We start from the raw sequence: 20,139 nt of genomic DNA, 5'->3' as shown, positions 1-20,139 counted from the left end.
GACGGTCCCGTGAGCCGCCGGAGTTCAGACCCCCGGCGTGAATCCCGGGCCGGTGGGGCGGGGGGCCGGGAACGGGTCGTCGGCGCGGAGTTCGGGGGGCAGGAGGGCGTCGGGGAAGGACTGGTAGCAGACCGGGCGCAGCCAGCGTTCGATCGCGAGTGCGCCGACGCTCGTCGTGCCGGGAGAACTCGTCGCGGGCCACGGGCCTCCGTGCACCATCGCGTGGCAGACCTCCACGCCGGTGGGCCAGCCGCCCCACAGGACGCGGCCCGCCCGGTCCTCCAGGACCGGCAGCAGTTCCAGCGCGGTCGAGCGGTCGGTGTCCGCCGCGTGCAGGGTGGCCGTGAGCTGTCCTTCCAACCCCTCCAGGAGCGCGGTGAGTTCCGGCGTGCCGGACCAGCGCACGACGAGTCCCGCCGGGCCGAAGACCTCGCCGCCGAGCGCCCCGTGCGCGGTGTACGTCTCCGCGTCGCATTCCAGGAGCACGGGGGCCGGTGCGTTGGGCCCGGGGCCCGCCGTGCCCCGGGCCGCCTCGCGTACGCCGGGCACGGCCCCCCAGCGGCGTACCCCCTCCGTGTACGCCCGGGCGGTCGTCGGAGTGAGCATGACCTGGCCCTCCGTGGCGCCGAGCGACCGGGCCGCCTCCGCGAGGAAGCCGTCGCCCGCCGTTCCCGCCGGCACCAGCAGGAGGCCGGGGTTGGTGCAGAACTGGCCCGCCCCGCCGGTCAGCGACGCCACGTACGCCGCGGCCGTCTCCTCCGGTGCGGCGAGGGCGCCGGCGAGCATGATCACCGGGTTGACCGCGGACATCTCCGCGTGGACCGGGACGGGTACGGGCCGGGCCTGCGCGGCGGCGACCAGGGCCAGCCCGCCCGCCCGGGAGCCGGTGAAGCCCACCGCCGCGATCCGCGGGTCGCGGACCAGGGCGAGGCCGACATCATGGCCCCGGCCCACCAGCAGGGAGAACACGCCGGCCGGCATGCCGGTGCGCGCGGCGGCTGCCGTGACCGCGCGGGCCACCGCCTCGCAGGTGCCCGGGTGCGCGGGGTGCGCCTTGGCCACCACGGGGCAGCCGGCGGCCAGTGCGGACGCGGTGTCGCCGCCCGCGACCGAGAACGCCAGCGGGAAGTTGGACGCCCCGAACACGGCCACCGGGCCGAGGGCGACGCGCCGGAGTCGTACGTCCGTGCCCGAGGGCCCGGTCGCGATGCGGGCGCCGAGCGCCGCCCCGCTCCTGACGAGGTCGGCGAAGAGTCGCAACTGCCCGCAGGTGCGCGCTCGTTCGCCGGTCAACCGGGCCGGGGGCAGGCCGGTCTCCCGGGCCGCCAGCTCCACCAGGGGGTCGCCCAGCGCCTCGATCTCCTCCGCGCAGGCGTCGAGGAAGGCCGCCCGGCGCGCCGCCGGCAGGGTGCGGTAGGCGCGGGCGTCGGCCGCGGCCAGCCGCGCAGCCTCGGCCACCTGGGCCGCCGAGGCGTCGCGGTGCGGTGGGCCGAAGGGCTCGCCGGAGGCGGCGGCGACCGCGTGCCAGGCGTCCCCGGCGCCGGGGGCCTCGCGGCCGGCCAGCAGTGAATGCCCGCTGAGAGGCGCGGGGGCGGGCCGGGGGTCGCCGCCGGTCAGGGGCGGGCCGAGGGGCGGTCCATCGACGGCCGGCGGTGGGCCGCCGAGGGGTGAAGCGGTCCCGGGCCGCGGGGAGTCGCCGGTCGGGGGCCGGTCGTCGGGTCGGGGCGATTCTTCGGTCGGGTGCACGGTTCTGCGTCTCCCTGTGCCCGCCGGTGAGCGGCGCGCGGTCGTCGGATGCCCGGTGAAAGTCGTCCGGGCGGCGGCGTTGTCCTCGGGTCGTCCGGATGTATAGCCTAAGCAATGGCATGTGACATTGCACTAGGGGGTGGGCGTGAAAGTCATCGTCGTCGGCGCGGGCATCGTGGGCGCCGCCTGCGCATTCCACGCCGCTGCCGCTGGCCTCGACGTCACGGTCCTCGACCGGGGGCCCGTCGGCGCGGGGACCACGAGCCGGGGGGAGGGCAACATCCTCCTCTCCGACAAGGAACCCGGACCCGAGCTGGAGCTGGCCCGGCTCAGCCGCAGGCTGTGGGACGAGGCGGGCGAAGAGGTCGGCGCGTCCGCGATCGAGTGGGAGGCCAAGGGCGGACTGGTCGTCGCCGGTACGCCCGCCTCCCTCACGGCCCTGCACGCGTTCGCGGAGCGCCAGGCGGCGGCAGGCGTCCGCACCGTACGCGTCGACCGTCCCGCCGATCTCGAACCGCACAGCGCACCCGGCCTCCCCGGCGGCGTCCACTACCCGCAGGACGCCCAGGTCCAGCCCGTCCTCGCGGCGGCCGCCCTGCTGCGGGCCGCCGTCCGGCACGGCGCCCGGACACACACCGGCGAGGCCGCCGCCGCCGTCACCGGAGCCGGAGGACGGATCACCGGAGTGCGCACCGCGGACGGCGCCGTGCTGACCGCCGACGCGGTGGTCAACGCCGCCGGCACCTGGGGCGGCGAGGTCGGCCGCCGGCTCGGCGCCCCCGTCGAGATCCTGCCGCGCCGGGGCTTCGTCCTCGTCACCGAACCCCTGCCGCCGATGATCCGGCACAAGGTCTACTCCGCCGACTACGTCGCCAACGTCGCCTCCGACGAGGCGGGCCTGGAGACCTCCTGCGTCGTCGAGGGAACCCGCGCGGGCACCATCCTGATCGGGGCCAGCCGCGAACGCGTCGGCTTCGACACCACGATGAACCCGGCCGTGGTGGCCGTGCTCGCCGCCCGGGCCTGCCGCCTCTTCCCGTTCCTGCGCGACGTCCACCTGATCCGCGCCTACCGGGGCTTCCGGCCGTACTGCCCGGACCATCTGCCGGTCGTCGGCCCCGACCCCCGCGTCCCCGGCGTCCTCCACGCATGCGGCCACGAGGGCGCCGGCATCGGCCTCGCCCCCGGAACCGGCGCTCTCATCACCGCCCATCTGCTCGGCCACCCGTGGCGCGGCGCCGACCCGGCCGCCCACCGCGGCCTGCTGCCCGACCGATTCCTCACCACCGGAGGTGTGCCGACGTGACCGCAGTGACCGTGTTCACCGTGGACGGCGAGCCGTTGCCGTTCGTCCCGGGACAGACCCTGGCCGCCGCACTCGTCGCCTCGGGCCGGATCGCCTGGCGCACCACGAGGGGCGGACGGCGGCCGCGCGGGGTCTTCTGCGGGATCGGCGTCTGTCACGACTGCCTCGTGACCGTCGACGGCACGGGCGGGCAGCGCGCCTGCCTGGTGCAGGCCCGCGCCGGGATGGCCGTCACGACGGGGGAGGACGACGATGCGTGAGCCTTCGGAGCGCGCGGCGGGCGAGCGGCCCGGCCCCCCTGACCTCGTGGTCGTCGGCGCCGGGCCCGCAGGGATGGCCGCCGCCGTCACCGCCCTGGACGGCGGCCTGCGGGTCGCCCTCGTCGACTCCGGCGCCGCCCCCGGCGGCCAGTTCTGGCGCCACCCGCCGGACCACGCCCGCCGGGCGATCCCCACCGCCGACCTGCACCACGATCTGCCCGCCTACCGTGCTTTCCGCGCCACCCTGACCGCCCACCGGCACACCGGGCGGCTCGCCCTGCTGCTGAACCATCACGTGTGGACCGCCGTCCGCGAGGAGCACGGCTTCGCCGTCCACGCCGTGGACCGCTCCCGCCCGCCCGAGGAGCACGCCGTCCTCCTGCGCGCCCCGGCGCTGCTGGTCGCGACCGGCGCGTACGACCGCCAACTCCCCTTCCCCGGCTGGGACCTGCCAGGCGTCCTCACCGTCGGCGGGCTCCAGTCGCTGCTCAAGGGCGGGGGAGTCACCGCCGGAAGCCGGGTGGTCCTCGGCGGCACCGGCCCCTTCCTGCTGCCCGTCGCCGCCGCCCTCGCCGCACGAGGGGCCGAGGTCGCCGCCGTCTGCGAGGCGAGCGCGCCCACGGCCTGGCTGCGCCGCCCCGGACCGTTGCTGCGCAACCCCGCCAAGTGGGCCGAAGCCGCGCGGTACGCGGCCGTACTCGCCCGCCACCGGGTTCCGGTCCGTACCCGCACCGCCGTCGTCGCCGCCGAGGGGGAGGGCCGGGTCGCCGTCGTGCGCACCGCGTCCCTGGACGCCGACGGGCGGCCGGTCCCCGGCACGGAGCGCCGGATCGAGGCCGACACCGTGGGGGTCGGCTGGGGCTTCGTCCCCCAGCTCGACCTGCTGCTCCCACTCGGCTGCGACCTCGTCGACGCGGGTGACGGCACCATGGCCGCCGCCGTCGACGACGGGCAGCGCACCACGGCTCCCGGCGTGTACACGGCGGGCGAGACCTGCGGAGTGGGCGGGGCCGCGCTCGCCGTGGACGAGGGCCGCCTCGCCGCCGTGTCGGTACTCGCCGACCTCGCCGCGCCGGGGCGGCCGGACCACCGGCGCCCGGCCGCCGCGCGCCGGACGGTGGCCCGGCGCCGCGCCTTCGCCCGTGCCATGGCGCAGGCCCACCCCCTGCCCCCGGCCTGGCCCGCCTGGCTGACCGACGACACCACGGTCTGCCGGTGCGAGGAGGTCACCGCCGAAGCCGTCCGCACCGCCCGCGCCGAGGGCCCGGCAGCCGATCACCGCCAGGTCAAACAGCTCACCCGGGCCGGCATGGGCTGGTGCCAGGGCCGGATGTGCGGTCCCGCCGTGCACGGCCTCGTCGCCCCCCGCGGCCGGCCGTACGTCCCGGCGGAACGGCTGATCGCCACCCCCCTCACCCTCGGCGCGCTCGCCGACGCCGCCGAGCCGCCTTCCGACCGCATCCGCCCGATCACATCCGACTGAGGAGACCGATCCCATGGAGAGCACGAACCGCACGGATGCCACCGACCGCGCCCGCCTGCCCTGGCACGGCGTCATCGTCGCGACCGGCCTTCCGTTCGACCGGAACCTCGCCGTCGACTTCGGGGCCTACGGGGACAACGTCGCCTGGCTCGCCGGACAGGGCCTGCACGGGGTCGCCCCCAACGGCTCGCTGGGCGAGTACCAGACCCTGACGTACGAGGAGCGCGACCGCGTCGTGGAGACCGCCGTCGCGCACGCGCCCGAGGGCTTCACCGTCATGCCGGGCGTCGGGGCGTACGGCGCGATCGAGGCGAGAAGGCACGCGCAGTTCGCCAAGGACGCCGGGTGCCAGGCCGTCATGTGCCTGCCGCCCAACGCCTACCGGGCCGACGACCGCGCCGTCCTGGAGCACTACGAGGCGGTCGCCTCCGCCGGTCTCCCCGTCACCGCCTACAACAACCCCATCGACACCAAGGTCGACCTGCGCCCGGAGCTACTGGCCAAGCTGCACGCCGAAGGGTTCATCGTGGGGGTGAAGGAGTTCTCCGGCGACGTACGCCGCTGCTACGCCATCAACGAACTCGCTCCCGGCCTCGACCTCGTCGTCGGCACCGACGACACCCTCCTGGAGGTCGCCGTCGCCGGCGCCAAGGGCTGGGTCGCCGGCTACCCCCAGGTCTTCCCGCGCGCCTGCCTCGACCTCTACCACGCCTCGCTGGCCGGCGATCTCGACACGGCGCTGCCGCTCTACCGCAAGCTCCACCCCGTACTGCGCTGGGACAGCAGGACCGAGTTCGTCCAGGCCATCAAGCTCGGCCAGGACATGATCGGCAGGACCGGCGGCGTCTGCCGTCCGCCCCGCCGGCCCCTGAGCCCGGAGAACGAGGCCGTCGTACGGTCCGCCACCCGGTCCCTCATCGACGCGGGGGTCAACTGACGTGCGCTCGCAGGTCTGTTACCACGCGGTCGACTCGCACACCGAGGGGATGCCGACGCGGGTGGTCACCGGCGGGGTGGGCGTCCTGCCGGGCGCGACCATGGCCGAGCGGCGGGAGCGGTTCATGGCGGATCGCGACGGACTGCGCACCCTGCTGATGTGCGAACCGCGCGGGCACGCGTCCATGTCCGGCGCCATCCTCCAGCCCCCGACCCGGCCGGACGCCGACTTCGGCGTGCTGTTCATCGAGGTCTCCGGCTGTCTGCCCATGTGCGGCCACGGCACCATCGGGGTGGCGACGGTCCTCGTGGAGACGGGCATGGTCGAGGCGGTCGAACCGGAGACCCTCATCCGCCTCGACACCCCCGCCGGTCTCGTCACCGCACGGGTCGCCGTGCGCGACGGGCGCGCCGAGTCCGTCACCCTGGAGAACGTCGCCTCCTACAGCCACGCGCTGGACCAGGTCGTGGAGGTGGCGGGGTTCGGCCCGGTCCGCTACGACATCGCGTACGGCGGCAACTTCTACGCCATCGTCCGCACCGACGACCTCGGCATCCCCTTCGACCGGTCCCAGAAGGGACGGCTGCTCGACGCCGGCCTGGGCATCATGGGCGCGATCAACGAGCAGAACCCGGTGGCGCATCCGGAGGACCCCGCCATCGACGTCTGCCACCACGTCTACCTGGAGGCGCCCGGCTCCACCGCCGAGCGCTCGCGGCACGCCATGGCGATCCACCCCGGATGGTTCGACCGCTCGCCCTGCGGGACGGGAACCAGCGCCCGGATGGCCCAACTGCACGCGCGGAGACTGCTGAAGACCGGGCAGGACTTCGTCAACGAGTCCTTCATCGGCTCCCGCTTCACCGGCCGTCTCCTGGCGGAGACCACGGTCGGCGGACGCCCCGCCGTGCTGCCCTCCGTCACCGGCCGCGCCTGGATCACCGGGACCGCGCAGTACCTGCTCGACCCTACGGACCCCTATCCGAGGGGGTTCACCGTGTGACCGCTGCCCCTGGGCGGGACGGCCGCTGCGCGCGGGCCCGAGCCGTCCGGACGCCGCGCCGCCACCTGCGCCGCTCAGCCGGCTTCCGCCTCAGCGCGCGCCGAGCCTGCGGGACGGGGCCGCGCGGTCGGCCTGCTCCTTCCGGGCCGCCCACAGGGTCCTGACGTGCGCGAGGTGGCGGCGCATGTGCTCCTCGGCCGCCTCCGCGTCGCCCGCGATCATGATGTCCAGCAGGACGGTGTGCTCCCGTGCCGAACCCTCCAGCGACCCTTCCTGGGACAGGTCGGTGAGCCCGTACAGCCGGGAGCGCTTGCGCAGGTCGGCCACCGTCTCGACGAGGCGCGCGTTCCCCGCGAGGGCGAGCAGGTCGAGGTGGAAGCGCCGGTCCGACTCCAGGTAGCCGATCAGGTCGCCCCGCTGCGCGGCGGCCACGATCTCCTCGGCCACCGGGCGCAGGGCCTCCAGTTGCTCGCGGGAGGCCGTGCGGGTCACGCGGCCGATGGTGGGGATCTCCACGAGGGCGCGGATCTCCGTGTACTCGTCCAGGTCGCGCTCGGACAACTCGGTGACGCGGAACCCCTTGTTGCGCACCGCCTCGACGAGACCCTCGCGGGCCAGGTCGAGCATGGCCTCGCGCACGGGGGTGGCGGAGACGCCGTACTCGGCGGCGAGGGCGGGAGCGGAGTAGATCACGCCGGGCTGGAGCTCTCCCGCTATCAGCGCGGCACGCAGCGCGTTGGCCACCTGGTCGCGCAGGTGCTCCTGTACCGAGATGAGTTTGCGGGACTTCAGCTCACTCATGCGTTCCGTTCCCCTTCGGTGATTTGTCACCGCACTATACAATGTCACGTTGCGCAGCGCGTCGTCCTCGTGGCCCACGGTTCCTCCGCCGTGCGGCGGGTCGGCGGGCGGGTGGCGGTGAGGCGGCCGGGCCGCATGGTCGAGACCGGCGGCAGGCGCGAGAGGTACGGCCGACCGGCCCGCCCCTGCGTCCGGGCGCCGCTCTCGGCGGCCCCCGGCCGGCCCGGCGGCCTGGCCTCGGCCGGAAGCGGGTCGATCCGGTGGGCGGCCCGCCGAGTCCGGCCGGGCCGCGCGCCGGCTGACGCTTCCCCGGTGCAGCGTCGGGGTGCAGGCCGTCTGTCGCCCCGGGCGGCCGTCGCCCCGTGCCGTGGGCCCCGGCGCACATACGGCGCGGCCTGCCGCTTCCCCGAAGGGGGCCGAGGGCTTCCCGGTGGCCCTGGACATGCTTCGGGTTACCGGAGGGGGGCGTCAACAGGCCGTTGTTCGCGCGGTGTTCACCAAGAGGCCGTAGCGGATTCCGCCCAGGGCCTTCCCTGTGATGTGTGACCTGTGCCATTGTACATGGCACAGGGCGTGAGCATGTCAAATCTGGGCGGCACCCCTTCCGTCCGGTGACACCACGGCTGTGAGGACACCCCCCGGCCCGCGCCCTCCATCCCATCGGTCGCGCATCTGCGCGCCTCCGATCCCCTCATGGGAGGAAACAACGTGAGAACCACACTCGTCCGCCGAGGTGTGGGCGCCGTTCTGCCCCTGGCTCTGGCCGGCGCGATGGGCCTCGGGCTGCTCACGCAGCCGGCCCAGGCGCAGCCGAGCTCCCCCTCGGCAGCCACGGCATCCACCGCGTCGCAGCAGTCCCGGCCCGCCGTGTCCGACGAACTCGCTCCGCAGGCGCAGCAGTTCGCGGACAAGGATGCCGAGCACCAGCTCAAGGACCGGCTGGAGGCGTCCCGGATACCCCCGGTGAGCGCCGACAAGTCGCCCCTGAAGGAGGCGTACGGCGAACACGACGCCCCCGAGCGGCGCGAGGCGGGCGAGAAGCCCTCGGCGAAGGCGGCCGCCGCGTGCGACCCGGCCGACTTCACCGGCCGCACCGGGGCCGACCTCGTACGGCAAATCAAGGCGTCCACCGTCGACTGCGTGAACACCCTGTTCAGCCTGACCGGCGAGAACGCCCGACTGGCCTTCCGCGAGGCCCAGATGACCACCGTGGCCTACGCGCTGCGCGACAACGCCGCCTATTATCCGGGCGACGGCAGCACCGGTACCCCGCAGCTCGTGCTCTACCTCCGGGCCGGGTACTACGTCCAGTGGTACAACCCGGACGTCGTCGGACCGTACGGGAGCACCCTGCGGACCGCCGTCCGCTCGGGCCTCGACGGCTTCTTCGCCTCCCCCCGGTCGCGCGACGTCACCAACGAGAACGGCGAGACCCTCTCCGAGGCGGTCATCCTCATCGACAGCGCCCAGGAGAACGCCCGCTACCTGTCCGTCGTCAAGCGGCTGCTGGCGGACTACACGTCCTCCTGGAACGCCTTCTCCCGGATGCTCGCCGCCGTCAACAACGTGTACACGGTGACCTTCCGCGGTCACCAGGTGCCCGCTTTCGTCAGCGCCGTCGAGGCGGACCCGAGCGTCATCGACTCCCTGCACCGCTTCGCCGCCGCCCACCTCTCCCTGCTCGACGGCGACCACGCGTACCTGACCTCCAACGCCGGACGGGAGCTGGGCCGCTTCCTCCAGCACGAGAGCCTGCGGGCCAAGGCGCGCCCGCTCGCCGCCGACCTCCTGCGCAAGACCTCCCTCACCGGCCCGACCGCCCCGCTCTGGGTGGGCGTGGCGGAGATGGCCGACTACTACGACAAGGCGAACTGCGCCGCCTACGGGGTCTGCGACCTCCAGGAGCGCCTCAAGCGCGAGGTGCTGCCGGTCCGCCACACCTGCAGCCCCAGCATCCGCATCCTCGCCCAGCAGATGACCTCCGCCGAGCTGAACGCGAGCTGCACCAGCCTCATCCAGCAGGACGCGTACTTCCATCGGATCGCCAAGGACGACGGCCCGGTCGCCGGTGACAACAACGCCTCCATCGAGGTCATCGCCTACGACTCCAGCGCCGACTACCAGACGTACGCCGGGGCGATGTACGGGATCGACACCAACAACGGAGGCATGTACCTGGAGGGCGACCCCTCCGCGGTGGGCAACCAGCCCCGCTTCATCGCCTACGAGGCGGAGTGGCTGCGCCCGGACTTCCACATCTGGAACCTCAACCACGAGTACACGCACTACCTCGACGGCCGCTTCACCATGCACGGCGACTTCACCGAGAACATGTCCACCCCCACCGTCTGGTGGGTCGAGGGCTTCGCGGAGTACATCTCCTACCACTACCGGGGCGAGCCCTACACCGCGGCGATGACCGAGGCCGGCAAGGGCACGTACGCCCTCAGCACGCTGTTCGGCACCGACTACAGCCACGACACCACGCGGGTGTACCGCTGGGGCTACCTCGCCGTGAGGTACATGCTGGAGAAGCGCCCCGCCGACATGGACAAGGTGCTCGGCCACTACCGCGCCGGGCAGTGGGCCGCCGCGCGGACCTACCTCACCGGCACCGTCGGCACCCGCTACGACGGCGACTTCCGGACCTGGCTGGCCGGGTGCGCCGCCGGTGACTGCGGGAGCGGAGGCGGCGCCGTCGCCGAGTGCACCGACCCCGACGTCCGGGTGCTGGGCGAGAACTGCCGCCGCAGCGGCCTCTCCGCCGCCAAGGGCGACTACTCCTACCACTACCTGTACGTCCCCGCCGGCACCCGGCAGTTGAAGATCACCGTCAGCGGCGGCACCGGTGACGCCGACCTCTACTACAGCGACGCGGGGTGGGCCACCACCTCCTCCGCCCAGCGCGCCACCGGCTCCGGCAACTCCCACACGCTGACGATCAGCAACCCGCGCGCCGGCGCGAACTACATCAGCCTGTACGCCGCCGCCGCGTTCGGCGGAGCGACCCTCACCACCGCCTACTGACCGGGGGTTCCGCCCCCTCCTGCCGGGGTCCGCGCCATCGGCGTGGGCCCCGGTCCGGCCGTGCGCCGGGCCGGCGGGAAGCGGCCGGGCTCCGCTGTCAGTGCCCCCCCATACAGTCGAAACATCACTCGGGGAGCACCGGAGAAGGAGCCCAGCCATGTCCGCCAACAGGATCCAGCACAAGGTGAATCACGTCGCTCTGGTCGTGGACGCCTCCGGTTCCATGTACCAGCACCAGGGTCAGCTGATCCGCGTCGTGGACGAGTTCGTGGCGGGGCTGAAGGCGGAGTCGGACAGCCTCGGCCACGAGACCCGGATCAGCCTCTACTCCTTCGACCACCGGGTGGAGAACCTGGTCTGGGACATGGACGTGAAGCACCTTCCGTCCATGCGGGGGCTCTACAAGGTCAACAACGGCGCGACCGCGCTCATCGAGGCGTCCCTGAAGTCCCTGGACGACCTGGGGCACATCTGGGAGGAGTACGGCGAGCACAGCTTCCTCCAGATCGTGGTGACGGACGGCGAGGAGAACGCCTCCGGCGGCGACCGGCGGCACGACGGCGACATGACCATCCTCGGGCCCTGGCTCGACCGCATCACCGCGAAGATGAGCGGGCTGCCGGGGCACTGGACCTCCGCGATCCTCGTCCCGAACTCCCTGGCGAAGCGCACCGCCCAGAACTACGGCTTCCCCGCCGGCAACATCGCCATCTGGGACGCCGACTCCCAGAAGGGCGTCGAGGACGCGATCGGCACCGTGCGCGCCGCCGCCACCAGCTTCCTGCGCGGCCGTGAACAGGGCGTGCGCGGTACGAAGAACCTGTTCGCCGTCGGCCAGGACATATCGGTGGCCGACGTGCGGGCCACCCTCGAACCGGTACCGGCCGACAAGTACCGCCTGTTGAAGGTCGACAAGGAGGCGGAGATCCGCGCCTTCGTCGACTCGCACCCGGGCGTCACCTACGAACGCGGCTCCTGCTACTACCAGTTGGGCACCCGCGTCCAGGTGCAGCCCGACAAGGAGGTCATCGTCGTCGAGAAGGACACCGACCGCGCCTACACCGGCGAGGCGGCGCGCAACCTCCTGTTCGGCACGGGCGTGCGCGGGACCGTCTCGGTGAAGGCCGGCACCAACCCCAAGCTGGAGGTGTATGTGCAGAGCCGCTCGGTGAACAGGAAGCTCAAGGCCGGCACCCGCCTGCTCGTCATGCTCTGAGCCGGGGGCGTTCAGCCCGGAGCGGCCGGATCGGAGGTGTCCGCCGCCACCGACACCGCGAGCGCGCCCAGGGCCGTGCCCATGAGAAGGCGCTGGGCGCGGAGCCAGGAGGGGCGGCGGGCGAGGAAGACCGCGAGGGCTCCGGCGGCCAGCACGATGCCCAGGTTGACGGCGAGGGCCACCGCGATCTGGACGGACCCCAGCACCAGCCCCTGGAGCAGCACGTCCCCCCTCTCCAGACTGATGAACTGGGGGATGAGGGAGAGGTACATGACGGCGATCTTCGGGTTGAGCAGATTCGTCGTCAGCCCCATCGCGAACAGCCTGCGCGGGGAGTCCTGCGGCAGGTCGGCGGGTGCGAAGACGGAGACGCCGCCGGGGCGCAGAGCGGACCAGGCCAGATGGGCGAGATAGGCGGCCCCGGCCAGCTTCACCGCCACGTACAGCTCGGGCACCGCGACGAAGACCACGGACAGGCCGAGGTTCGTGGCCAGCAGATAGACCAGGAAGCCCACGGCCACCCCGCCCAGGGAGACCACCCCCGCCCGCCGTCCCTGGGTGATGCTCCGGGAGACGAGATAGATCATGTTCGGCCCCGGGGTGAGGACCATGCCCAGGGCGACCAGCGCGACCCCCAGCACCCCGCTCAGCTCGACCACGTGCGTCCACCGCTCTGTTCACGGAGGGCCGGACGGCCCGGCGCCCTGCGCACCGACCGGTCTGCTCGGTGCGATCGAAGCCTAGGTCCGCCATCCGGGTCGGTTCAATAGCGGACATTGCACTCGGTGCAATGCTGTGCTTCGATGCCGTTCCGTTCACCAGGGGGAGGGGGACCCGTGAAGGATTTCCGGTCCGTCGCGGACGCCGTGGCGCGGGAGATCGCGAGCGGTCGGCTCACGCCCGGGGAACGGCTGCCTCCGCAGCGGGAGTTCGCCCGCCGCCACGCGATCGCCGTCTCCACCGCCGCCCGGGTCTACCGGGAACTCGCCCGCAGGGGCCTCACCGTCGGCCAGGTCGGCCGCGGCACGTTCGTCACCGGGAAACCGGGCGCCCCCGCCCCCGCACCCGTCCTGTCCGAGCCCTCCGCCGCCCGCGTCGACCTGGAACTGAACCACCCCGTCGTCCCCGAACAGGCCGCGCTGCTCGCCGCCGGCCTGGAGCACCTGGCGCACCCCGCCCGACTGGAGTCGGTGCTCCACCCCGTCGGGCCCGCCGGAACCCCCGCCGCGCGCGAGGCCGCCGCGGCACTCCTCGCGCGGGGCGGCGGGCGGCCCGACCCGGGGGACGTCCTGTTCGCCGGGAACGGCCGGCAGGCCGTCTCCGCCGCCGTCGCCGCGCTGACCCGGCCGGGCGCCCGGCTGGGCGTGGAGGAGTTCACCTACCCGGTGCTCAAGGCCATCGCCGCCCGCCTCGGCGTCACCCTCGTGCCCCTGGCCGTGGACGAGGACGGACTGGTCCCCGAAGCGGTGGAGGAGGCGCACCGCACCGAACCCCTGCACGCCGTCTACGTACAGCCGGTCCTCCACAACCCGCTCTCCCGCACCATGTCCGCACGGCGGCTCGACCACCTGGCCGATGTCCTCCTGACCTCCGGGATCCCCGCGGTCGAGGACGCCGTCTGGGCCTTCCTCCGGGACGACCTGCCGTCCCTCGCCTCCCGCGCCCCCGAACGGACCGTCCTCGTGGACAGCCTCTCCAAGCGGCTCTCCCCGGGACTGACCCTCGGGTTCGCGGTGGCCCCCGCCCCGCTGGCGGGCCGGGTCACGGGGGCCCTGCGCTCCGGCGGGTGGACGCCCATGCGGTTCCCCCTGGAGGCGATGGCGCGCTGGCAGGCGGACGGGGCCGTCGCCACCCTCGTACGGGCCAAGCGGCGTGAGGCGCGGGCGCGTCAGGAGATCGCGCACCACCACCTCGGAGACTTCCGTACGAGCGGCGCCACCTGTTCGTACTACCGCTGGTGGGAGCTGCCCGCCCCCTGGCGCGCCGACACCTTCGTCGCCGCCGCCGCGCGACACGGCATCGCGGTGACCCCGGCCGCCGCGTTCCGCGTCGGCCGCCGGAGCGGCCCGCACGCGGTCCGCCTGGGGCTGGCGTCGCCCACCCGGGACGTGCTCTCCCGGTCCCTCGCCACCCTCGCCGAACTCGCCCGGACCGCGCCGGACGACCTGGCGGAGGGCTGAACGGCGTGTCGCCCGCCCGCCACGCCTTCCCCGTCCGGCCGGCCCGTTCGGCGGGACCGGGCCCCGCTCCGGGGGCGGCCGCTCAGGCCGTTCCGGCGGTCATCCGCCGCAGCCCCGTGTACTGGAGCGCGGTGTAGACCCCCACGATCCCCGAGCCGATCAGCAGGAACACCACCCCGGCGTCGTTGAGCGGCACGAAGTCGGCGAAGGCCGTCACCAGGCAGCCCACCGCGCACACGGCGTTGACCGCGACGACGGTCCTGGCCAGGGCGGGCGGGATCACCGGGTAGCCCGCGATCAGGGCGAGGCAGGCCGCGCCGCCGAGCTGGAAGAGCCCGAACGCCACCGCGAAGGCCACCGGCATCCCGGTCAGGGAGGCCAGGGGCGCGGCGGCGGCGACCAGGACGAGACCCATCACGGCGGTGCTGACGCTGTCCACGCGCAGTACCAGACGGAGGAAGCGGGCGGCGTCCGCGGCGGAGGCCGCCGCGGTCGGGGCGAGGGTGTACGACATCACGTGTCTCCTTCGTTCGGGGGGTCGGTGACACCGTGCCAGGCGGGGACGGCGGAACTCCATGACCTCCCGGGTCAAGAACGCGGGGTGCGGCGGCCTGGGTACGGTGGGGGCATGGAGACCCAGGAGCCTTCTCGCGTAGGCCCGTTGCTTCGGGAGTGGCGCCGCCGCCGCAAGCTCAGCCAGCTCGAACTGGCCCTGCGGGCGGACTCCTCGACCCGGCACCTCTCCTGTGTGGAGACCGGGCGCGCCCGACCGAGCCGCGAGCTTCTCCTGCGTCTCGCCGAGCACCTCGACATCCCGCTGCGGGACCGCAACGGCCTCCTGCTGGCGGCCGGTTACGCACCCGCCTACCGGGAGTCGCCGTTCGACAGCGAGCCGATGGCCATGGTCCGCTCCGCCGTCAGGGCGATGCTCGCCGGTCACGAGCCCTACCCGGCCGCCGCGATCGACCGGATGTGGAACATCGTCGACCGCAACGGCGCCATGTCCCTGCTCATGGGCGCCGTGCCACCGCACCTGACGGAATCGGGCGGCAACGTGATGCGGCTGATCCTCCATCCGCAGGGGCTCGCCCCCCAGTGCCTGAACTTCGCCCAGGTCCGCGCCCACGCCCTCGGCCGGCTGCGACACCAGGCCGACACCACCGGCCACCGGGAGCTGCGGGAGCTGTACGAGGAGGTGTCCGCCTATCCCGCCCCGCCGGGCCTCGACGCCGGCCCGGGCCCGGTGGACCCGGCCGGCATCGTCGTTCCGCTGCGCATCCGTACGCCCCTCGGCGACATGGCGTTCTTCAGTACGATCGCCACCTTCGGGGCCCCGGCCGACGTGACCCTGTCGGAGCTGGCGGTGGAGTCGTTCTTCCCGATGGACGAGCGCACGGACGCCCTGCTGCGCACCCTGGCGGCGACGAGCGCCGAGGGCCGCTGACCGTACGCTCCCGGTCCGCGCGGCGTCAGTAGCGGGGCGGGCCGGGGCTCCCCTTGGCGTACGGGTGGGCCCGGAAATCCCGTCCTTCGCTCCGCAACTGCTGGGCCCGCAGCCGGGCCGCCTGTTCGATCAGCAGGCCGTCCGCGTTCTCGGTGGGGCCGCGACGCCCGCGTCGGACCAACACCGTCGCGCACCACGCGGCCACCGCGCCGATGACCCCCACCACTGCGGCGAACGTCCCCATGAGCCCCCGCTCCCCCCGTGCCCCACCGGACCGATGGCCCATCGTCCCGTCCCCGCCGGGGCGGCGCAAGGCCGTCACCGGTTGACTTCATACCCCCAGGGGGTATCTTGGAGAAGTGGCCGCGACCCGGCGGCCCTGACGAGGGAGTGGGACATGCAGACCGGTCTCAAGATCACGGCCTTCGCCGCGGGGCTCGCGGCGGTCTTCGGGTCGGCGTACGCGGTGGGCGGCGCGACGGAGCCCGCCTCCGCCCCGAAGGAACCGGCCCACCGGGACGCCCACGCCGAGAAGGGGCGCCCGGCGGAGAAAGAGGGCGGGGAGTCCCGAGAGCTTCCCAGCGGTCTGCAGATCTCCCGGGACGGCTTCACGCTCGACCTCGACACCCCGCGCATCGAGGCGGGCGAGCCCGCCGAACTGCGCTTCTCCGTCGTGGACGAGGACACCTCCCGCAAGGTGACCGCGTTCCGCCGCGAGCACGGCAAGGAACTGCACCTGATCGTGGCGTCGAGCGACCTCGCCACCTACCGGCACCTGCACCCCGTGCGGGCCGCCGACGGCACCTGGTCCGCCCCCGTCGAACTGCCCGGCGCGGGCGGCTACCGGGTCTTCGCCGACTTCACCCCGGACGCGAAGGACGCCGAGGGCGTCACGCTGGGCGCGGACCTCGCCGTAGCCGGCGACGCGCGCCCCGAGCCGCTGCCGGACGCCGAGCGGACGGTGACCGTCGACGGGTACGAGGTGACGCTCGACGGTGCCCTGCGCCCAGGGGCGGGCAGCGAACTCAAGCTGGAGGTCGAGAAGGACGGCAGGCCGGTCACCGACCTCCAGCCCTACCTCCGCGCGTACGGCCACCTCGTCGCACTCCGCGCGGGCGACCTGGCCTACCTCCACGTCCACCCGAACGGCGAACCGGGCGACGGGCGGACGGAGCCCGGCCCCGAGGTCTCCTTCACCGCGACGGCCCCGAGCAAGGGGGCCTACCGGCTCTTCCTCGACTTCCGGCACGAGGGGAAGGTCCGTACCGCCGCGTTCACCGTCCACGCCGGAGGCGGGTCTCCCGAGAAGCCCGTACCGCAGGACGGGGAGTCCGCCGGCCACGGGCACTGAGCCGGGCGAGGGCTCCGGCTCGCGCGGAGAGGGCCACGCCGCCCTCGGAGGGCGGGGCGAGCCCGGGAGGGTGGACGAGCCCCGGTCCGGAGCGGGGAAGGGGGCCCCGGTTCACGGCAGGGGAATCTCTGGCTTAGGCTTGCCTAACCTTCATTGCTCGGTCAACTTGAGGACCCTCCATGCTCGGCTTCTCCCGCGTGCGCCGCCACACCCTCGCCGCCACGGCCACCACCGTCGCCCTCGCCGTCGCCCTGGTCGGCTGCTCATCGGACAGCGACGGCGACAAGGACGGGGCGAAGGGCTCGGCCAAGGGCGGGGGCGCGTTCCCCGTCTCGATCAAGAGCTCGCTCGGCACCGCGAAGATCGAGGAGAAGCCCGAACGCATCGTCACCCTCGGCCAGGGCTCCGCCGAAACCGCGATAGCCCTCGGCCAGACCCCGGTCGGCATCGAGAGCTACGCCTGGGGCAGCGACGACTCCGGCTACCTCCCGTGGATCAACGAGGCCGTCAAGAAGTCCGGCGACAAGCTGCCCGAGCAGTTCACCGGCGGCGAGGAGATCGACTTCGAGGCGATCACCGAACTGGAGCCGGACGTCATCCTCGCCCCCTGGTCGGGCATCACGCAGAAGCAGTACGACGTCCTCAAGGACATCGCCCCCACGGTCGCCTACCCCGACCAGGCGTGGAGCACCGACTGGGACCAGCAGATCGACATCATCGGCAAGGCGCTCGGCCGCACGAAGGACACCGACGCCCTCAAGACGAAGATCGAGAAGCAGCTCGCCGACGCCGCGGCCACCCGGCCGAACTACAAGGACGTCACCTTCTCCTACATTTACAACTCCGGCCCCGGCACCCTCGGCGTCTTCAAGCCCGAGGAGCAGCGCGTCAAGATGGTCTCCTCGCTCGGTCTGAAGGTCGACCCGGTCGTCAACGGCTTCAAGGAGACCCCCGGCACCGACTCGGCCCTCATCGGCCTGGAGAACGCCGAGAAGCTCAAGGACAGCGACGTCGTCTTCACGTTCTACACGGACGAGAAGAACCGCAAGGAGATCGAGGGCCAGAAGCTGTACGGCGAGATCCCCGCGATCAAGAAGGGCGCCGTCGTCGCGAGCGACGACAACTCCTTCGTCACCGCCTCCTCGATCATCAACCCGCTGACCGTGCCGTGGACGATCGAGCGCTACCTGCCGCTCATCGACCAGGCCGTCAAGGCAGCCGGCAAGTAACCCCGTCCGGGTATCGGAACCACCGAGGCCACAAGGCACACTCCCCTCCCATGGCAACCACCGCGGTCGCACCCCCGAGCGGCGCCGGTACCTCGCGTACCGGCGCCGCTCGGGTGGCGTTCCTCCTGCTCCTCGGCCTGGCAGCGCTGGCGCTCGCGCTCTGCGCCAGCGTCATGTTCGGCAGCCGCTCCACCTCTTCGGGCGACATCGTCGACGTCCTCCAGGGCGCCGCCGACCCCAACATCACCGCCATCGTCGAGAGCCGCTACCCCCGCACCGCCCTCGGCGTCCTCGCCGGGCTCTGCCTCGCGGTCGCGGGCACCCTCATGCAGGGCGTCTCGCGCAATCCGCTGGCCGAACCGGGCCTCCTCGGCATCAACGCCGGGGCCTCCGCGAGCATCGTCGCCGCGACCGCCTGGCTCGGCGCCTCCGGCGCCACCGACACCATGTGGTGGGCGCTGCCCGGAGCCCTGGCAGCCGGCGTCCTCGTCCACGTCATCGGCTCCGCCGGTACGGGGACGAGCGTGGTGCGCCTGGTCCTCGCCGGAGCGGTGCTCACCGCCGTCCTGATGGCGTTCATCCAGGCCGTGACCCTCAGCAAGCCCCGGGTCTTCGACAGCTACCGCTACTGGGTCGTCGGCGCGCTCGGCGGCCGGGACTTCGACGTGTTCTGGTCCGTCCTGCCGTTCGCCGCCGCCGGGTTCCTGCTGGCCCTCGCCCTCGGCCCGGGCCTCAACGCCCTGGCCCTGGGCGACGCGACCGCCGTCGCCCTCGGCTCGCACCCCGGGCGCACACGGGGCGCCGGGCTGCTCGCCGCCACCCTGCTCAGCGCCGCCGCGACCGCCGCCGTGGGCCCGATCGCCTTCGTCGGCCTCGCCGTGCCGCACGTCGTACGGGCCCTGGTCGGCGTCGACTTCCGCGCCCAGATCCTCTTCTCGGCCCTGCTCGGCCCCACCCTGCTGCTCCTCGCGGACGTGGTGGGCCGGGTCGTCATGCGGCCCACCGAACTCATGGTCGGCGTCGTCACCGCCTTCATCGGCGCACCCGCGCTGCTCATCGCCGTACGCAGGATGCGGGGCTCCTCATGACCGTCACCGACCGCGCCGCCCCCGCCCGGAGGTCTCCCCGGGGGTACCTGACCATCGGCGGCGCCGTGGCGATACCCGTGCGCCGGGCCTCCGTGCTCGCGGGCGGCGGGCTCCTCGTCCTCCTCCTCGCGGCCGCCGTGGCGACCCTGGCCTGGGGACGCCTCGGCATCGATCTCGCCGACCTTCCGGCCGCCCTCGCCGGGGACGCCGAAGGCAAGGACCGGTTCGTCTTCAACCGGTTGCGCGGCCCCCGTCTCACCGTCGCCATCGGGGTCGGCGCGGCACTGGGCCTCTCCGGCGCGCTGTTCCAGTCCGTCACCCGCAATCCGCTCGGCAGCCCGGACGTCATCGGACTCTCCGCCGGGGCGGGCGCGGGCGCCGCGTTCTGCGCGCTGATGTTCCCCGACACGGTCCCCGTCCCCGTGGGCGCCCTCATCGGCGCGATCCTGGCGATGGCCCTCGTGTACGTCTCCACCGGCACCGGCTTCCGCAACCCCGCCCGGCTCGTCATCGCCGGCATCGGGGTCGCCGCGATGGGCGCGGCCGTCACCCAGTACGTCGTCTACGCCCTGGAACGCGACAAGGCGTCCGTCCTCACCGCCTATGTCAACGGGAGCCTGACGGCCCGCTCCTGGACCGACGCCACCACCGTCTGGCTGGTCCTCCTCGCCGCCGCCCCGGCCGCCGCGCTGATCTCCCGGCGGCTCGACATCGGCGAGATGGGCGACGACATCGCCGAGGCGCTCGGCTCCGAACCGAAGAAGGCCAAGACCCTGGCCGTGATCCTGGCCGTCGGCCTCTCGGCCGCCGCCGTCAGCGTCTCCGGGCCGATCGCCTTCATCGCCCTGACCGCGCCCCAGATCGCCCGGCGCCTCTCCCGGGGCTCCGGCCCCCACCTGCTGCTCTCCGCGCTCACCGGGGGTCTGCTGCTGGTGCTCGCGGACCTGTGCTCCCAGCAGCTGACGCTCTTCGACGACCTGCCGGTGGGGATCTACACCATGGCGATCGGCGGCGCGTACCTCGGTTGGCTGCTGGTACGGGAGTGGCGCAAGGGAGTGCTCTGAGACC

18 protein-coding genes are annotated in these 20,139 nt (G+C 73.6%); 13 read left to right on the top strand and 5 right to left on the bottom strand.

Going from position 1 to position 20,139, the window contains the following annotated elements:
- Positions 1–24 precede the first annotated feature (24 nt).
- Positions 25–1,746: an aldehyde dehydrogenase (NADP(+)) gene (locus AMK24_RS10400; protein ID WP_079190478.1), complete on the bottom strand. Its 1,722-nt coding sequence runs from the start codon at positions 1,744–1,746 to the stop codon at positions 25–27.
- 145 nt (positions 1,747–1,891) lie between these two features.
- Between AMK24_RS10400 and AMK24_RS10395 the strand changes: the two genes are divergently transcribed.
- From AMK24_RS10395 to AMK24_RS10375, 5 genes are read left to right on the top strand one after another with little or no spacing between them, the layout of a single operon-like run.
- Positions 1,892–3,052, top strand: a complete 1,161-nt coding sequence (locus AMK24_RS10395) for an NAD(P)/FAD-dependent oxidoreductase (RefSeq protein WP_199876408.1) — start codon at positions 1,892–1,894, stop codon at positions 3,050–3,052.
- A complete protein-coding gene (locus AMK24_RS10390; protein WP_073767365.1) occupies positions 3,049–3,312 on the top strand; it encodes a (2Fe-2S)-binding protein in 264 nt (87 codons plus the stop codon). Before AMK24_RS10395 ends, AMK24_RS10390 begins: the two co-directional genes overlap by 4 nt.
- On the top strand, positions 3,305–4,795 hold the full coding sequence (locus AMK24_RS10385) for an FAD/NAD(P)-dependent oxidoreductase (protein WP_073767363.1): 1,491 nt from the start codon (positions 3,305–3,307) through the stop codon (positions 4,793–4,795). The genes AMK24_RS10390 and AMK24_RS10385 overlap by 8 nt, the downstream gene beginning before the upstream one ends.
- Before the next feature lie 13 nt (positions 4,796–4,808).
- Positions 4,809–5,732 (top strand): dihydrodipicolinate synthase family protein, encoded by a 924-nt coding sequence (locus tag AMK24_RS10380; protein ID WP_073767361.1) that lies wholly within the window; start codon positions 4,809–4,811, stop codon positions 5,730–5,732.
- Between the two features lies 1 nt (position 5,733).
- Positions 5,734–6,735 (top strand): proline racemase family protein, encoded by a 1,002-nt coding sequence (locus tag AMK24_RS10375; RefSeq protein WP_073767359.1) that lies wholly within the window; start codon positions 5,734–5,736, stop codon positions 6,733–6,735.
- A 90-nt stretch (positions 6,736–6,825) separates the two neighbouring features.
- Here the strand turns inward: AMK24_RS10375 and AMK24_RS10370 are convergent, their stop codons facing one another.
- The gene (locus tag AMK24_RS10370) at positions 6,826–7,536 is read right to left on the bottom strand and encodes a GntR family transcriptional regulator (protein ID WP_073767357.1); all 711 of its coding nucleotides are present in this window, start codon (positions 7,534–7,536) and stop codon (positions 6,826–6,828) included.
- A 771-nt stretch (positions 7,537–8,307) separates the two neighbouring features.
- On the opposite strand from AMK24_RS10370, the gene AMK24_RS10365 reads away from it, so the two are divergent.
- Together AMK24_RS10365 and AMK24_RS10360 are read left to right on the top strand one after the other, a co-directional pair.
- On the top strand, positions 8,308–10,563 hold the full coding sequence (locus AMK24_RS10365; RefSeq protein WP_242435157.1) for a M9 family metallopeptidase: 2,256 nt from the start codon (positions 8,308–8,310) through the stop codon (positions 10,561–10,563).
- Positions 10,564–10,720: 157 nt separating this feature from the next.
- On the top strand, positions 10,721–11,779 hold the full coding sequence (locus AMK24_RS10360; RefSeq protein WP_073767353.1) for a VWA domain-containing protein: 1,059 nt from the start codon (positions 10,721–10,723) through the stop codon (positions 11,777–11,779).
- 11 nt (positions 11,780–11,790) lie between these two features.
- Here the strand turns inward: AMK24_RS10360 and AMK24_RS10355 are convergent, their stop codons facing one another.
- Positions 11,791–12,438, bottom strand: a complete 648-nt coding sequence (locus AMK24_RS10355) for a LysE family translocator (RefSeq protein ID WP_073767351.1) — start codon at positions 12,436–12,438, stop codon at positions 11,791–11,793.
- Between the two features lie 177 nt (positions 12,439–12,615).
- On the opposite strand from AMK24_RS10355, the gene AMK24_RS10350 reads away from it, so the two are divergent.
- A complete protein-coding gene (locus AMK24_RS10350; protein ID WP_073767349.1) occupies positions 12,616–13,959 on the top strand; it encodes an aminotransferase-like domain-containing protein in 1,344 nt (447 codons plus the stop codon).
- Between the two features lie 82 nt (positions 13,960–14,041).
- On the opposite strand, the gene AMK24_RS10345 is transcribed toward AMK24_RS10350, so the two are convergent.
- Entirely contained in the window at positions 14,042–14,473 is a 432-nt protein-coding gene (locus AMK24_RS10345) for a hypothetical protein (RefSeq protein ID WP_073767347.1), read from the bottom strand.
- Positions 14,474–14,587: 114 nt separating this feature from the next.
- On the opposite strand from AMK24_RS10345, the gene AMK24_RS10340 reads away from it, so the two are divergent.
- Complete coding sequence (locus AMK24_RS10340; protein WP_073767345.1) at positions 14,588–15,403, top strand: helix-turn-helix domain-containing protein; 816 nt, start codon at positions 14,588–14,590, stop codon at positions 15,401–15,403.
- A gap of 25 nt (positions 15,404–15,428) precedes the next feature.
- Here AMK24_RS10340 and AMK24_RS10335 read toward each other — a convergent pair whose 3' ends face one another.
- Positions 15,429–15,647, bottom strand: a complete 219-nt coding sequence (locus AMK24_RS10335) for a hypothetical protein (RefSeq protein ID WP_073768747.1) — start codon at positions 15,645–15,647, stop codon at positions 15,429–15,431.
- A 153-nt stretch (positions 15,648–15,800) separates the two neighbouring features.
- Here AMK24_RS10335 and AMK24_RS10330 point away from each other — a divergent pair, with 153 nt between their 5' ends.
- From AMK24_RS10330 to AMK24_RS10315, 4 genes are all read left to right on the top strand, one after another.
- Complete coding sequence (locus AMK24_RS10330) at positions 15,801–16,754, top strand: hypothetical protein (RefSeq protein WP_073767343.1); 954 nt, start codon at positions 15,801–15,803, stop codon at positions 16,752–16,754.
- A 179-nt stretch (positions 16,755–16,933) separates the two neighbouring features.
- Complete coding sequence (locus tag AMK24_RS10325; RefSeq protein ID WP_073767341.1) at positions 16,934–17,983, top strand: iron-siderophore ABC transporter substrate-binding protein; 1,050 nt, start codon at positions 16,934–16,936, stop codon at positions 17,981–17,983.
- A 50-nt stretch (positions 17,984–18,033) separates the two neighbouring features.
- Positions 18,034–19,071, top strand: a complete 1,038-nt coding sequence (locus AMK24_RS10320; protein ID WP_073767339.1) for a FecCD family ABC transporter permease — start codon at positions 18,034–18,036, stop codon at positions 19,069–19,071.
- On the top strand, positions 19,068–20,135 hold the full coding sequence (locus AMK24_RS10315) for a FecCD family ABC transporter permease (protein ID WP_073767337.1): 1,068 nt from the start codon (positions 19,068–19,070) through the stop codon (positions 20,133–20,135). Before AMK24_RS10320 ends, AMK24_RS10315 begins: the two co-directional genes overlap by 4 nt.
- Positions 20,136–20,139 lie beyond the last annotated feature (4 nt).

The sequence above is a fragment of the Streptomyces sp. CB02366 genome, from assembly GCF_001905905.1.
In the GTDB taxonomy this organism is placed as follows: domain Bacteria; phylum Actinomycetota; class Actinomycetes; order Streptomycetales; family Streptomycetaceae; genus Streptomyces.
This window is presented reverse-complemented; position numbering and strand designations above follow the sequence as displayed.

What these genes read in the sequence shown, in the direction of transcription:
- AMK24_RS10335 (WP_073768747.1), bottom strand. Translation starts at nt 15,647, where the DNA reads ATGGGGACGTTCGCCGCAGTGGTGGGGGTCATCGGCGCGGTGGCCGCG.
- AMK24_RS10360 (WP_073767353.1), top strand. Translation starts at nt 10,721, where the DNA reads ATGTCCGCCAACAGGATCCAGCACAAGGTGAATCACGTCGCTCTGGTC.
- AMK24_RS10325 (WP_073767341.1), top strand. Translation starts at nt 16,934, where the DNA reads ATGCTCGGCTTCTCCCGCGTGCGCCGCCACACCCTCGCCGCCACGGCC.
- AMK24_RS10370 (WP_073767357.1), bottom strand. Translation starts at nt 7,536, where the DNA reads ATGAGTGAGCTGAAGTCCCGCAAACTCATCTCGGTACAGGAGCACCTG.
- AMK24_RS10365 (WP_242435157.1), top strand. Translation starts at nt 8,308, where the DNA reads ATGGGCCTCGGGCTGCTCACGCAGCCGGCCCAGGCGCAGCCGAGCTCC.
- AMK24_RS10380 (WP_073767361.1), top strand. Translation starts at nt 4,809, where the DNA reads ATGGAGAGCACGAACCGCACGGATGCCACCGACCGCGCCCGCCTGCCC.
- AMK24_RS10385 (WP_073767363.1), top strand. Translation starts at nt 3,305, where the DNA reads ATGCGTGAGCCTTCGGAGCGCGCGGCGGGCGAGCGGCCCGGCCCCCCT.
- AMK24_RS10330 (WP_073767343.1), top strand. Translation starts at nt 15,801, where the DNA reads ATGCAGACCGGTCTCAAGATCACGGCCTTCGCCGCGGGGCTCGCGGCG.
- AMK24_RS10315 (WP_073767337.1), top strand. Translation starts at nt 19,068, where the DNA reads ATGACCGTCACCGACCGCGCCGCCCCCGCCCGGAGGTCTCCCCGGGGG.
- AMK24_RS10320 (WP_073767339.1), top strand. Translation starts at nt 18,034, where the DNA reads ATGGCAACCACCGCGGTCGCACCCCCGAGCGGCGCCGGTACCTCGCGT.
- AMK24_RS10345 (WP_073767347.1), bottom strand. Translation starts at nt 14,473, where the DNA reads ATGTCGTACACCCTCGCCCCGACCGCGGCGGCCTCCGCCGCGGACGCC.
- AMK24_RS10340 (WP_073767345.1), top strand. Translation starts at nt 14,588, where the DNA reads ATGGAGACCCAGGAGCCTTCTCGCGTAGGCCCGTTGCTTCGGGAGTGG.